Below are 13,207 nucleotides of genomic sequence, written 5' to 3'. Positions count from 1 at the left end.
GCAGGCTGTCCAGTCACTCTAAAGTTCCTTGTCTATGGCCGTGATCGTGGCCGCATCAACGGGCTGCTGTCTTCGGCAGATCGTGTGGTCAGGCGCTGATCTTCAGGAGCCCCGAGCGCGGAGAGTCTGGGGAGCGCCGTCTTCGTTGATAAAAGGAGGCGTTGTCGGAACTTTGTCGGAGGATTGTCGGAAGTGGGCGCTGAGTAGCCGACAAGTCACGTCGGTGGATTACGCTGCGTTCACCGTCGGGCCGCCGGAAGGTGCGGTACGCCGTGGTGATCCGGAGTTGGCGTCACGTGTGAAGCGGGGGGTTGTGGTGGCCGATCCGCAGGCTGTTCGAGAGGCGTGGATCGAGCTCGGCCATAAGCTTGCCGCGAAGCGCAAGGCGGCGAAGCTGAGTCAGGTGGAGCTTGCGAGCCGTACGGCGTACAGCCGTAGCAGTGTCGCTAACGTCGAGACCGGGCTCCAGCAGATCAACCGGACCTTCTGGGAAGCAATCGACGGGTTGCTCGGTGCGGACGGTGACCTGCTTCGCGGTTACGACGCTGCCAAATCTCTGCAACGTGAACGTCAACGCCCCGCGATTGAAGATTCGGGCTCCGGTAGGGAGGGCGAGGGCGAGGGCGAGGGCGAGGGCGAGCCAGCATCGGCGCCTCTTGGTTTTCTGTCAAACCCGCTGGTCACGTCGCTGATGGCCCCTCTGCAACCGCCGACTTCGGCCGGCGTCTGGCCGAACTCTACCTTCGCGAGTGCTGGTCCGCACAGTGCTGCGCCGCTCGCCGTGGGTGGCGGAGAAATCGGTGGAGCGGCGTTGACCGGCGCTGCGGCCTACGCTGGAACGGTGGAGCGGATGATCTACACCGCTCTCGACACCCGGACCTTCGCGCGGAATTCAGGGGCGAGCGCAGTGCCAGACACCGATATCGCAGAGCTGCTGACAGAGATCGCTGACCTCGCGCGGGCGTACGGGAGCCAGCCGCCCGGGGCGGTCGGGGTGCGGGCCTTGCACCTGCACGATCGAGCTCGTGGTTGGCTGGACAACACCCGCCGGCCGACGCAGCAAACGGACTTGTACCTCGCCCTAGCCCAATGCTCGGCGCTGTTGACCAGCGCCACCAGCGACCTCGGGTTGTGGACGACCGCGGAACAGTACGCGGGCGCGGCCTACGACTACGGCGACAGCATCGGGCACGCCGGGGTGCGGGCATACGCGCTGGGGTTGCAGGCCATGATCGCCTACTGGACGGGACGTGCGGCCGAAGCCGTCGATTTCGGTCTGCGCGCGGTCGAGGCCGCGCCCGCGGGGATGGCCACCGTACGCGCGCAGAGCCTGCTCGCTCGCGCTTGGGGCCATCGTGGTGCACCTGGTCAGGTCGATCTGGCCCTTCGGGCAGCGTGGGCCGCGTGGGAGGACGAGGGCAGCGACGAGATGCACGACCCGGCCGGCGGGGAGTTCAGCTGGACGCGGCCGCAGCACGAGCGCAGCGCGAGCACGGCGTGGCTGCAGGTCGGTCGTCCCGACGAGGCGTCCGTGGCCGCCACTCAGGCCCTGCATCTGATTCGGTCCCGCGCCGGGAACGCGGGAGGGGCGCTGGAGGCCGAGGCCCGAGCGGATCTGGCCGCCTGTCTCATCCTGCGTGGTCAGCCCGACGCGGCCCAGGAGGCGCTAGCCCCTGCGGTCGAGGTGCTGTCCCCACTGTGGAACACCCCAGCGGATTGGCGTCGCGCCGGGATGGTGAGTCGCATGGAACGCATCCCGGTCTTGCTCGCCGATTCCCGCTGGCGGGGTGTCAGTCAGGCCCAGGAACTGCGCGAATTGACGCGCGCGTTCCTGGCGACCCGGCCGACCGTCCCCGCCGTCCTCGCCTGAGAGGTCTTGCAGTTCGGCAGGGCGCGCGCCGGACGCGGAGTTCAGCGCAGCTGGCGCCAGCGGTCCAACAGGTCCGCTTCTCGCTCGGCGGATAGACCATGCTCGGCCGCACGGGCCGCCTCGCCCTGCTCCTCCTTGACGGCCTGGCCCCCGCCGGTCATCCACGACCAGGTGTCCGCCACGGTCTCGCGCAGCGGACGGCAGGTCAGCCCTGCCGCCCGGGCCCGGCTGCTGTCCACGTTCCAGACGCCGGCCGTGGTACGCCACAACGGCAATTCCGTCCACTCGGCGACCTCGTGCTGCCTAAGCCAGGTTGGATCGACCCACACCGGCTCGGCGCCGGCCGCGGTGACCTCGGCGCACGCGTCGACGAGATCGGCGAACGTGGCGTGGCCGATCGGGGCGGTGACGTTGATGTCGCCGGCGATCCGCTGGCGGGCGCACCGAAGGGCGAACGCGGCGAGATCGCGGACATCGATCGGCTGAATCGGCCGATCCATAGGCGCCGGAGCGAGCATCTGCCCACCCGCGGCCGCGCGCAGCAGCCACCACGGCAGCCGGCCCACGTACTCGTGCGGTCCGAGGATCACGCCCGGCCGCAGCACCGTCGTACGGTCATCGCCGACCGCTTGTCGAACAGCCTGCTCACATCCGGACTTCACCGTGCCGTACCGGATGAGCTCGCCGTGTTCCACGGCGTAGTCGGCGTCTGCGTCAACCGGGCATTCGTAGCGAGGCGATGTCTCAGAAAGCGGCAGGTCAGGCCATCCGGTGTAAGCGTTGACGGTCGACATGACCACGTAGTGCCCGACGGCCGGCGCGAGCGTCAAAGCCCCTCGGTAGGTATCGCGAGGGACGTAGGCGATGCAGTCGATCACGACGTCCCACGGTCCGTGCGACGCGAGCCGCTGGAAATCCTCCGCGCTGGTGCGGTCGCCGTGGACCGCATCGACCTCGGGCAGATCCGCGCGGGTGCCCCGGTTGAACGTGGTCACCTGCCAGCCGTCTGCGAGCGCCGCCTCCGCGATCGAACGTCCCAGGAACCATGACCCACCGAGAATGAGCAGCCGCATGCCGGCCATCATCTCGTACGGATCGTCCGGGGGCGCGCTCGCTCGGTTCGCCGATCGTGCGCTGCGACAACCGGACACGATCGGCGTTCTCCGCTCGGTACATGATCTTGCTCGACGCCCGGGGCGCGTCGAGTTTCGCATAAATTGCCTGCGCGGCCGTGTTGTCGGCGTCGGTTGTCCACTCCAGTCGGATACTGCCGGCGGCAAGGGCGATCGCGCTCAACTTGGCCATCAGCGCCGTGCCGACCCTGCGCCCGCGGTGGGCCTCGCGGACGGCCGAACACGCGCAGAGCCGCACGGATTAGAGGTAGCGTCCGCAGTTGGCAAGTGCGGGTGATGTCGGAATGTTGTCGGAGTTGTCCGACAGAGTAGTCAGCTGGTCACGGTAATGGACTACAGTCTTGCCACGCCGAGGCTCTGGGCGTAGGTGGATCCGATGGCACCGTCTCGAGGCGGAGCGGGGGGTTGAGGTGGCCGATGCGCAGCAGGTCCGCACAGCTTGGCGTGAACTGGGCCGTCAGCTGGCGACGCGACGTCAGGAAGCCGAGCTCAACCAGAAGCGTTTCGCCGTTGAGACCCGCTACAGCCGCAGCAGCATCGCCAACATCGAGGTCGGTCTCCAGCATGTCGACCGGTCGTTCTGGGAGAAGGCCGACGAGGTCCTGGGCGCCGGCGGCGAGCTGGTGCGAGGCTACGACCGTGCCGAGGCCCTGCAACGCCACCACCAACGCCCCGTCCGTCGATCAGTTCCTGACGGTGCAGCGACTCATTTGAGGGGCAACGACGACGGAGTTGCGCCGAAGGACTTCGAATCGTCACTGGTTCTGGCGTCAGACAATGCCGGCGTGTGTCGGACCGGATCGGCCTTTGCGACCGCTGATCAAGCTTTTGAGGCTGACGACTCGATTACCGTGGACGTGGTGATCCAAGGCGAAAACCGCAGCGTTCGGATCAGCCGTCGTGCGGTGCTTCAGGCAGCTCAAGCGGGTGCGGCCGCCATGGTGCTCGGCGACTCCGCGAGGCAGGGTGATCTCCCCGACGTCGTCCGTGCAGCCGTGCTTGCCGCAGATGTCACCGCCGACGATGACGGCGTTGGGCTCGATCAGGTGGAACAACAGGTCGCTCGAATGCATCTGGCCTACCAACGAGCTGAGTACGACGATGCCGCCGCGTTCGTCCCTGCTTTGATGACTCAGGTATTCGGGCTGACCTCGAACACTCGGCATGACGATCGGAGGCGGGTGGAAACGGCTGCTGCCAGCGCGCATCTGGCCGTGTCGAAGCTGGCGTTGAAGTTTGGAGATGCCCAGCTCGCGTGGGTCGCCGCCGATCGCGCGCGTACCCACTCCGCCTACGCTGACAGCGGCGCACATTTACAGATCGCGCTCGTCTCCATCGGCTGCGCGCTGCTCGCGCTGCCCGGCCGCGCGCAGGACGCGGCGAGCCTGGTCGAACGCGCTCTTTCGACGGCAACACCGCAGGACCGACGCAGTCCCGCGAGAATCTCCGCTCTCGGCGCCCTCAACTTGCTTGCGGCAGTTATCGCCAGCCGGCTCGACGATCACACCGCATCCCGGGCCTACGTCCGTGCCGCCCGCGAACTAGCGGTCGAGCTCGGTGGCGACCACAACGCGTTGTGGACTGGATTCGGCCCGACCAATGTGCTGATTCACGAGGTCAGCATCGCGGCCCAGCTTTGGCCAGACCGCGCGATCGCCTTGGGCGAGAAGATCGATACAACGAGCCTGCATCCATCGCTGTCCAGCCGGCGTAGTCAGGTTCATCTTGATCTGGCATCAGCGTTTGCCCGACAGGCGAACGGTGATGCGTCCGCCGTGCTGCACCTGCTCCAGGCCGAACAACTCACACCGCAACTCCTTCGAGTGCATCCGCCGGCGCGCGCCCTGATCCAGGGCCTACTGGTGCGCGAACGCAGGGCGGCAACGCCAGGGCTACGCGCGCTTGCGGATCGCGTCGGGGTGGAAGCGTGACATCGACCGGTTCCCAGCGAGTTCTCTACCTGATCGTTTGCGCAGCACCGCCGTGCGCGAACATTGTCGAGTTGATCGATCTATTGCGTGCCGACGATTGGGATGTTTATGTCATCGCTACGCCTACAGCGACGACGTGGATCCCGCTGCATGCAGTCGAGCAGCGCATTGGGCGGCCGGTTTTGGATCGGCAACGGCGGCTAGGCGAACCTCGTCTACTCCCCCCCGCCGAGGCAATTGCCGTCGTGCCGGCAACGTTCAATACTGTCAATGCGTGGGCCGTCGGGATCAGCGATACGCTTTCTCTGGCGATCTTGAACGAGTCGCTAAGCGCTGATGTGCCTATCATCGCGTCCGTCTACGCCAAACCGGCTCTAGTGTCACATCCGGCATTCGCAGGACATCTGCAGTTGCTGCGCGATGCTGGTGTCCTGTTCACCGATGTGGAGGCTCTGCGTCCGGCGGATCCCCGGGATCCTTTCCTGTGGCAATCCGTCATCGACCTTCTCCGGACCACTTCACCGAGTAGACATTAGAGCAGCCCAGCACCTTCGCGCCCGCCAGGCATAGGCGGCATGTTAAGACGAACACCACTGAGACGCGGAAGCTCGCGGTTGGCGAGGGTGTCGCCTAGCCCCGCAGCCGGCTGCTCTCGCTGGACGGCATGGACCGGGCCTGCCAGTTCGTGGCCGAGTGCGGCCGCCGCGGCGACTAGGCTGCGTGACCGAGCGTTTCCCACCGCACCAGGAAGGCCGCACCTGTGGCTGACGAGAACGGTACGCCGGCGCCACGCGTCCTCGTGGTCGCTTTGGGCGGGACCATCGCCATGACCACAGCCGACTCCGGAGGGGTCGCCCCGTCGCTGACTGCCCGACAACTCGTCGACGCGGTCCCCGGTCTCGGCGAGACCGGTATCGAGATCGACGTGCTGACCTTCCGCACTAAGCCCGGCGCTTCCTTGACCATCGACGACCTCACCGAGCTGACAACCAGCCTCGGCGACTACTGGGAAGCGGGCATCGTCGGAGCCGTGGTCACCCAAGGCACCGACACCATCGAAGAAAGCGCCTACACCCTCGACCTGCTCCACCATGGTCCACAGCCACTCGTGGTGACCGGCGCAATGCGCAACCCGACCCTGGCCGGCGCCGACGGACCCGCCAGTCGCCAGCCGGCGCCGACCGTGCGGCTCTACACCGCGACGCTCGGCGATGACGGCGCAGCACTAGGCCTTCTTACCGGGGGTGCCGACGGGCTCGTCGTGGCCGGCTTCGGTGTCGGCCACGTCCCCGAACCTTGGTTGGCGACGCTCACCGAGGTTGCCGGCCGGATCCCTGTCGTGCTCACCTCCCGTACCGGTAGCGGCCCGGTCCTCGCCCAGACCTACGGCTTCCCCGACTCGGAGCGTGACCTGATCAGTCGCGGTCTCATCCCCGCGGGGCTCCTCGACCCGTTCAAGGCCCGGATCCTGCAGCACCTGGCGCTCGCCGCCGGAGCAGACCTAAACCAGGTTTCGGCCGCGTTCGCGGCTACCACCGGGCTCGGAACCAGGCCGGAGTGGCCCTGGACAACCGAGGCCGCACAACCAGCTCATGCCATGGCCGGCGGTGCCTGATGCGCTCTCGCGAAGCCACGACCGGCCGCACCGTCGTTGTGGTGCTCGACCACGGCGACGACTTCTACACCGCGCTCACCCAAGCCTGCACCGACAACGGCATCCGCCAGGGCTACATCCCCATGTTCATCGCCGGCTTCGCCGCCGCCGATCTGGTCGGCACCTGTGAACAACTCGAAGACCCGCAGGCTCCCGTCTGGTCGAAAGTCCATCTCACCAACGTCGAAGCCCTCGGCGGCGGAACCCTGGCCTGGGACGACGCCAGCGACAGCGCCGCACCACACATCCACGTCACCGTCGGTCTGAAAGCCCACAGCGCGACCGGGCATACGAGTCACTTGCTCGGCGCCACCGTTCAGTCTCTCACCGAGATGATCATCGTCGAGATTACCGAGCCGCAGATGCACCGCCAGCGGCAAGCAGATCTCTATGACGTGCCACTGCTTCAGTTCGGATCCATCCAGGCGGAACCGTGGTAGGGATCCTGTCCCTTCGTAGATCTCCGCAAAGAGAACTTGGAAATTCGAGCAGACAGGAGTGCGTAATGCCGTCCGAGGTTACTGTGCGGTTCCGGTCCCTTGACGGGCTCGATTTGGTCGGCGACCTGATCGTTCCCGACAACCCGCCAACGATCGGCGTGGTCCAGGTCCACGGCGGCGGCGTTACCCGGCACGAGGCAGGCTTCTTCGACCGCATGGCCGCCGGCTTGGCTGCCGCCGGAGCCGCGGCGCTGCGCTTCGACCTGCGCGGGCACGGCGAGTCGGGCGGCAGGCAGGAAGACCTGACGATCGCCAGCGTGCTCAACGACATCGGCAGCGCGTTCGCGTTCCTGCGGGAAGCCACGAACGTCGAGTACACCTCGCTGGTCGGGCAGAGCTTCGGCGGCGGGATCTGCGCCTACTACGCAGCAAAGCGGCCGCAGGACGTCGACCGGCTGGTCATGCTGTGCCCGCGCATCGACTACAAGAAGCGCACGATCGACGACCGCCCCTACTGGGTTGACGACCAGTTGCAGCCGGACCAAGCGGCCGAACTGGCCAAACAAGGATTCCTCCAGTACTCGCCAACGCTGCGGCACGGGCCGGGGTTCCTGAACGAGGTGTTCTGGGTGCGGCCGGACACGGTGCTCGGCGAGATCCAGGCGCCGACGCTGATCGTGCACGGCACCGCCGACACGCTTGTGCCGATCGACACCAGCCTGGCGGCCATGCCAAAACTCAACGCCGACTCGTCGCTGCTCAAAATCGAGGGCGCTCAGCACGGCTTCGCCGTTGACGACGACCCGACCTATCTCAATCCGCAAAGCCAGCAGTGGCAGGCCCAGGTGATTCAAGCGGTCGCCGACTGGACGACTCGTACGCGGTGAGCGCGTCGTCGAGCGCGGCGACCGAATCGCGTTTCTTCCAGGGCGCCAACGCCGCCCGGGTCGCCACGACCGCGCGATGGGTACGCCGTGACCCCGTCCGAGCCGCCGCGGTGAGCGCGTCGTACGCCCGCTCGGCGGCGAGGTCGGGAGCCTGTGCGTGGGCGAGCGCGACGGCTTGCCGGGCCTGGAAGTAGCCGGCGTCGCGCAGCGACAACCCGTCGCTGGTGAGGCCGGCTTCATACAACTGGGCTGCGCGCTCCGGCTCCTGGGCCTCAATCCAGCACGACGCCTCGCGCAAGGTGAGGTCCTCGCCTGCCGAGGCGTCGCGGGCCTGCTCGACTGCGGTCCCCAGATCGACGCGCTGCCCGAGCATCAGATCGCCGCGGGCGACCTGGAGCAGCGCCTCGGCGTAGAACCGGGCCGACAACTGCCAAGGGCCGTCGATCGCCGCGCGGGCAAAAAGCCGGACGCGATTCGCGGACCGAGACTCGTACGCCATCTGCGACTTACGGAGCAGGACGAAGCCCTGCCACGACAAGTCTCCGCACAACTGGGCGTACTCCATCGCCCGGTCGTACCAGTAGCCGGCCTGCACTGGGTCGGCGAGATCTCGAAAGAGCCAGCCGACGAACTCGGCGGCCTCGGCTCCGAGTACCAGGACGTCGCCACGGACCTTCTCGGGCACGTCCGGCGCGACCGATTCCACCACGTCGATGACCCCCTTGGCTGTCGCCAGCGCCGACGCCGCGCCATACCGGCCGTCGAGAGCCTTGGCCGTCTCGAGCTGGACCCGGAACGCGCCGACGAAACCCGCGTCGGCGTATCGAGCAGGGTCGGCCATCGCCTGGCGAATGCGATCGGCACCTTCCACCGCAGACGCCGATGCCGCAATGCCGGAGAACGCCACCGAAGAGGTCGCTTCTTCGGGACGGGCGGTCCTCGGCCCGGGGCGCGCCGTCGGCGGGAGCGACGCTCGCGGTCTTGCGTCCGTCGTGTGGCTCGACGCGATCGTGTCGATCTCGTGAAGCCGCTGCGCGGTGAGCTCGGCGTTGATCCGCTCATACTTGTTGACTAGTACGCCACCGGTCTTCAGCGCGATGTCGCACGCGTGCCAGAAGTCCCGGCTCACGCGTTGCCGGCCACGTTCGACGTTCGCAATGGTGCTGCGCCCGTAGTGGATCTCCTCGCGCGCGGCAAACCGTCTCTGTGTGTAGCCGGCGGAGCTGCGGCGTTCTGCCAGTTCCTCGCCGAGAAGCCGCCAAGGGTCGGCGCCGCTGTCCTGGTCCGGCATGCGTGGCCCTCCACGTCGATGTCGTTCGATCTACGCAAAGACCGCGAGTCCGAACGGGTCGGTAGCTCGTAGTGTGGCGTGAGAGGCGGTACGTACGCCACAACGCGCTGGCGGCACAGCACGGTTGACCCGGTCGAGAACCTTGATCGCGAGTTGGCTGGCGATCGCCTGGCCTGGATCGGCATACGTCTCTGCGCGGGCAAGCGGCCCCTACGGTATAAACGCGGCTCCTTCGACCCAATCGCGACGAGCACTGTGGGGCTTTGCTGGAGATAAACGCTCAGTAGCCGACGGGTGACGCCGTTGTGGGGGGTGCCTCTCCGGGTCATCGTCCTGTCGCTGGAAGTGCGTCGCAGGCGCCGACATTGTCGGAACTTGTCGGAGCTTGTCGGAGCCCGCCGACATTCATCTCTGAGTGACGCCCCCACCGGGCCACGCCTCCGCTCCTTCAGGACAGGAGGAAATGCCCTGCTGGGCGGGGCAGTAGCGTGTTGGCCGCTGTTGCGACGATCGATCGCCAGGCGCGATTGCGGGGCTGAATCATTGTCGGAGAATTCCTATCCCTCTTTCCGACAATGCACTCGCGTTGATACCAAGAAGCCGCACCGATTCGCCCTGGGAAATGGTGAGAACGCCGAAGCTCCCCACCGGACTTGGAGCCAAATCTGCAAGTTGCACATTATCGAGTGACGGGATCCACCGGAGGACGTAAGTACGACAAGCCCGGCCCTGTCCATGCCGTCGGCTCAAGAAGCGCAGCGTGGCGCGACTCCGAACCCTAGTCGCGGTCCGGCAGCACAGCCCAGGAGGAGTTATGGCAGCGACAACCGCAATGACCAGGATCTCCGCCCACATGAATCGGGTGGTTCTTCCTCCCGGTGCCGGCAACGCATTGTGCGAGCTTCGCCACGGAACACCCGACAGTCGTTTCGCTGAAGCCGAATTCCGCGGACGTAGGGTACGTATTCACGCCACTGAGGACGGCGCTGTGCTGTTCCCGACCGACGTCGGGCTGTCGCTGCTGACCGCGCTGACCAACGACACCAGCATCGCCTTCCACGGTCGCCGGGTCCTCGACGTGGGCTGCGGTTCGGGTCTCTACACCGTGGCCGCACTGCACGACGGCGCCCTGCACGTCACCGCGACCGACATCAACCCGGCCTGCGCCGAGGCCACGCTGCACAACGTGATTCGTAACGGACTGGACGAGTCCGCGGTCACCACGACCGTTGCCGACCTTTCCCACCTGGACGTGGACCAACCGTGGGACCTCGTGGTCTGCAACCCGCCGCATTTTCCCGGCGACCCGGCATACGCCGCAGGCGACGGCATCGAGGCGGCGCTGGTCGGCGGCCGCGACGGGCGGGCGTTGTACGACGTCCTGCTGGAGCGACTCGATGACCTCTTGGCGCCTGGCGGCACGTTGTTGCTGACCCATTCGTCGCTGACCGACGTGCAGCGCACGACCAAGCACCTCACGCAGCGCGGCTACCAGGTCCGGACGCTTCAGATCGTCGAGCTCGACATCCCTCTTCGCCGGTACGCCGCGCAGCGTGACCTGCTGCTGGCCCGGCTCTATCCGCTGCGGACCCTGGGCCGGGCGGCGTTTCGCGGGCTGCGGTTCGAGGTGCACACCCTGGCCGCCACCCGCGGGTCAACCTCTGAGGAAAGCCGGTGAGGAACATGACACAGAACGTGACCGATGTGGTCGTGGTGGGGTCGGGCCTACTGGGTCTGTCCACCGCGTACGAGCTGCTGGGCCGGGGCTTGGACGTCACCATCGTCGGCCCGCGCAACGGCGAACACCGGGGGCAGGCGTCCCGGGCGGCCGGAGCGATGCTGACCGTCTTCAGCGAGGTCGAGGCCGGCCACGAGGCGCAAAGGATCACCACCGAGGTGAGCGAACGGGTCGCCGCGCGGTCCCGGTACGACGCCTGGCTGGCCGCGGTGAGCGAGGCCAGCAGCAAAACGCTACGGCTGATCCCCGGGGTGTGGGTCATCGGTAACGGTTACGGCGCCGACGACACCGACCACCTCAAGGCGATCGCCGCAGCGGCCGAAGCGCACGGCGGAACCGCCGAGTTCGCCTCCCCGCGCGACGTTCCCGGGCTCGCGCCGCAGATCCGCGCGCACGAGGCGCTCTGGCTGCCCGGCGAGGCCAGCGTCGACCCGGTCGCCCTGATCGAGGCACTTACGACGGTCGCGGCCGCGCATCCGCGCTGCCACTGGCTGAACACGAACGCCACCGGCGTCGACGAGCATGGCGAGCACATCGCGGTGCAGGCGGCCGATGGCACCCTCGTGCTCGCCGCGCACCTCGTGCTGGCCGCCGGGGCGGCCACGAGCGGCCTGCTAGCGCAGGACCTGGCCGAGCAGGCGGACGCGCCGCCGCTGCGCTCCGGCCGTGGGGTGTCGCTGGTCGTGAACGCCCCGTTCGCCCTGCCAGCCGCCGTACGGACCCCGAACCGGGGTTTCGCCTGCGGCAGCCACATGGTCCCGCGCGCCGATGGCCATGTGTATCTGGGCGCCACGAACCGGCTGTCCACCGAACCGGACTACGGCCGGGGCGCCACGCTGGACGAGATCGCCACGCTGATGCACGACGCGACGGCGGAGCTGAATACCGGCCTGCGAGACGCCGAACTGGTCGAGGTCCGCGTCGGGCATCGCCCGGTCACCCTTGATCACCTGCCGTTGTTCGGGCGGACCGGGCACCCGATGGTGCACCTGGCGACGGGCACGTACCGATGCGGGGTGCTGCTGGCCCCGCACGCGGCCCGGCTGGTCGCCGACGGCATCACCGACCCGGGCACCGTCGGCGAGCACCCGTACAGCCCGCGCCGGGACATGCCGGTCCCGGCATTGGAGGAACTGATCGGGTCGTCCGCTCGAGGCCTGGTCGAGATGCTGTGCCAGCCCGGCGGCAGCCTCCCGGCCGGCTCGGAGGACATGCTGGAGCGATTCCTCACCGCAGCGCTGCACGAGCTCGCCGTGGGCGACTCGACCCGGGCGAAGGCCGTCCGGCGGCTGTGGGACCGCGCCCCGATGGCCGAGTGCCTGCCGCTGCTGCTGGACACGGCGGGACGGTTGTCGTGACCACGATGACCGCCAAGGTGGTGCGCACCGTGCTGGCCCAGATCAGCGGACGGCCGATCGCCGACCTGTCCGACGCCGACCGGCTGGTCGATCTGGGTCTGGACTCGCTGGGCCGGTTGACCCTGGCCGTCCTGATCGAGGAGAAGACCGGCCGTCCGCTGCCCGACGACGCCCTGCTCCGGGTCCGCACGCTCGCCGATCTGGAACAGCTCGTCGAACCGGCCGGAGCCAATTCGTGAAGCCGGCGCTGACCACGCCGGGCCTCGGCGAAAAGGTCATGGTCACGGCATCGGCCGACGTCGCCGACGGAGCGCACATCGGCGCGCGGACGAAGGTGTGGCACCAGGCCCAGGTGGACGCGGGCGTCAGCGTCGGCACCGACTGCGTGCTCGGCAAAGCCGTCCACCTCTGCTCGAAGGCGCAGGTCGGTAACAAGGTCAAGATCCAGGACGGCTGCGGAGTGTACGGCGCCGTCCTGGAGGACGCGGTGATGCTCGCCCCGGGCGTGCGGCTGCTGGAAGATTCGGCACCGCGCGCGGTCACCCCGGACGGGCAGCTCAAGGGCCGCGACGACTGGGGCCGCCAGCCGGTCACGATCCGCTACGGCGCCACCATCGGTGCCAACGCGGTCGTGCTGCCGGGCATCACGGTCGGACGGTTCGCCATGGTCGGGGCCGGTGCCGTCGTGGGCCGCGACGTCGCCGATCACGGGCTGATCTTGGGCAACCCGGGCCGCCAAGTCGGCTGGGCCTGTCAGTGCGGGCACCGGCTCGACGACATCTTCACCTGCCCAAGCTGCGGCCGCCACTACCTCGAACGCCCGCACGGCCTGTCCCTGGCACCGGACACGGCCCCTTGATCCACCCCACTGTTGTCGCGGAACCGGCGAGAGCCGTTCTCGCCGG

12 protein-coding genes are annotated in these 13,207 nt (G+C 67.9%); 10 read left to right on the top strand and 2 right to left on the bottom strand.

The annotated features are described in order from the left end of the window. Positions 1-316 precede the first annotated feature (316 nt). Entirely contained in the window at positions 317-1,870 is a 1,554-nt protein-coding gene (locus ACQP2F_RS33130; protein ID WP_433294445.1) for a helix-turn-helix domain-containing protein, read from the top strand. 41 nt (positions 1,871-1,911) lie between these two features. On the opposite strand, the gene ACQP2F_RS33125 is transcribed toward ACQP2F_RS33130, so the two are convergent. Continuing rightward, entirely contained in the window at positions 1,912-2,955 is a 1,044-nt protein-coding gene (locus ACQP2F_RS33125; RefSeq protein ID WP_433294443.1) for an NAD-dependent epimerase/dehydratase family protein, read from the bottom strand. 458 nt (positions 2,956-3,413) lie between these two features. Between ACQP2F_RS33125 and ACQP2F_RS33120 the strand changes: the two genes are divergently transcribed. The 5 genes from ACQP2F_RS33120 to ACQP2F_RS33100 all read left to right on the top strand — a co-directional run bounded on the left by ACQP2F_RS33120 (position 3,414) and on the right by ACQP2F_RS33100 (position 7,915). Beyond that, positions 3,414-4,934, top strand: coding sequence for a helix-turn-helix domain-containing protein (locus ACQP2F_RS33120; RefSeq protein WP_433294441.1), 1,521 nt, complete (start codon positions 3,414-3,416; stop codon positions 4,932-4,934). Beyond that, on the top strand, positions 4,931-5,470 hold the full coding sequence (locus tag ACQP2F_RS33115) for a flavoprotein (RefSeq protein ID WP_433294439.1): 540 nt from the start codon (positions 4,931-4,933) through the stop codon (positions 5,468-5,470). The genes ACQP2F_RS33120 and ACQP2F_RS33115 overlap by 4 nt, the downstream gene beginning before the upstream one ends. Before the next feature lie 290 nt (positions 5,471-5,760). Beyond that, positions 5,761-6,549: an asparaginase gene (locus ACQP2F_RS33110; RefSeq protein WP_433307688.1), complete on the top strand. Its 789-nt coding sequence runs from the start codon at positions 5,761-5,763 to the stop codon at positions 6,547-6,549. After that, positions 6,549-7,028: a PPC domain-containing DNA-binding protein gene (locus ACQP2F_RS33105; RefSeq protein ID WP_433294437.1), complete on the top strand. Its 480-nt coding sequence runs from the start codon at positions 6,549-6,551 to the stop codon at positions 7,026-7,028. Before ACQP2F_RS33110 ends, ACQP2F_RS33105 begins: the two co-directional genes overlap by 1 nt. Before the next feature lie 65 nt (positions 7,029-7,093). Beyond that, positions 7,094-7,915, top strand: coding sequence for an alpha/beta hydrolase (locus tag ACQP2F_RS33100; RefSeq protein ID WP_433294435.1), 822 nt, complete (start codon positions 7,094-7,096; stop codon positions 7,913-7,915). On the opposite strand, the gene ACQP2F_RS33095 is transcribed toward ACQP2F_RS33100, so the two are convergent. Then, entirely contained in the window at positions 7,842-9,206 is a 1,365-nt protein-coding gene (locus ACQP2F_RS33095) for a helix-turn-helix domain-containing protein (protein ID WP_433294433.1), read from the bottom strand. The genes ACQP2F_RS33100 and ACQP2F_RS33095 overlap by 74 nt on opposite strands. 988 nt (positions 9,207-10,194) lie before the next feature. Here ACQP2F_RS33095 and ACQP2F_RS33090 point away from each other — a divergent pair. Genes ACQP2F_RS33090 through ACQP2F_RS33075 form a run of 4 tightly spaced genes read left to right on the top strand, consistent with a single transcriptional unit; the run spans position 10,195 to position 13,161 of the window. Next, positions 10,195-10,884, top strand: coding sequence for a 50S ribosomal protein L11 methyltransferase (locus tag ACQP2F_RS33090; protein ID WP_433294431.1), 690 nt, complete (start codon positions 10,195-10,197; stop codon positions 10,882-10,884). A gap of 5 nt (positions 10,885-10,889) precedes the next feature. Beyond that, positions 10,890-12,302, top strand: coding sequence for an NAD(P)/FAD-dependent oxidoreductase (locus ACQP2F_RS33085; RefSeq protein ID WP_433294429.1), 1,413 nt, complete (start codon positions 10,890-10,892; stop codon positions 12,300-12,302). A gap of 5 nt (positions 12,303-12,307) precedes the next feature. Further along, complete coding sequence (locus ACQP2F_RS33080) at positions 12,308-12,541, top strand: acyl carrier protein (RefSeq protein WP_433307687.1); 234 nt, start codon at positions 12,308-12,310, stop codon at positions 12,539-12,541. Next, on the top strand, positions 12,538-13,161 hold the full coding sequence (locus ACQP2F_RS33075; RefSeq protein ID WP_433294427.1) for a DapH/DapD/GlmU-related protein: 624 nt from the start codon (positions 12,538-12,540) through the stop codon (positions 13,159-13,161). The genes ACQP2F_RS33080 and ACQP2F_RS33075 overlap by 4 nt, the downstream gene beginning before the upstream one ends. Positions 13,162-13,207 lie beyond the last annotated feature (46 nt).

Source organism: Actinoplanes sp. CA-030573 (assembly GCF_050951115.1).
GTDB lineage: Bacteria > Actinomycetota > Actinomycetes > Mycobacteriales > Micromonosporaceae > Actinoplanes.
This window is presented reverse-complemented; position numbering and strand designations above follow the sequence as displayed.

Coding starts and splice junctions, on each gene's coding strand:
- ACQP2F_RS33095 (WP_433294433.1), bottom strand. CDS start 9,206: ATGCCGGACCAGGACAGCGGCGCCGACCCTTGGCGGCTTCTCGGCGAG.
- ACQP2F_RS33085 (WP_433294429.1), top strand. CDS start 10,890: ATGACACAGAACGTGACCGATGTGGTCGTGGTGGGGTCGGGCCTACTG.
- ACQP2F_RS33110 (WP_433307688.1), top strand. CDS start 5,761: ATGACCACAGCCGACTCCGGAGGGGTCGCCCCGTCGCTGACTGCCCGA.
- ACQP2F_RS33100 (WP_433294435.1), top strand. CDS start 7,094: ATGCCGTCCGAGGTTACTGTGCGGTTCCGGTCCCTTGACGGGCTCGAT.
- ACQP2F_RS33080 (WP_433307687.1), top strand. CDS start 12,308: ATGACCGCCAAGGTGGTGCGCACCGTGCTGGCCCAGATCAGCGGACGG.
- ACQP2F_RS33105 (WP_433294437.1), top strand. CDS start 6,549: ATGCGCTCTCGCGAAGCCACGACCGGCCGCACCGTCGTTGTGGTGCTC.
- ACQP2F_RS33125 (WP_433294443.1), bottom strand. CDS start 2,955: ATGATGGCCGGCATGCGGCTGCTCATTCTCGGTGGGTCATGGTTCCTG.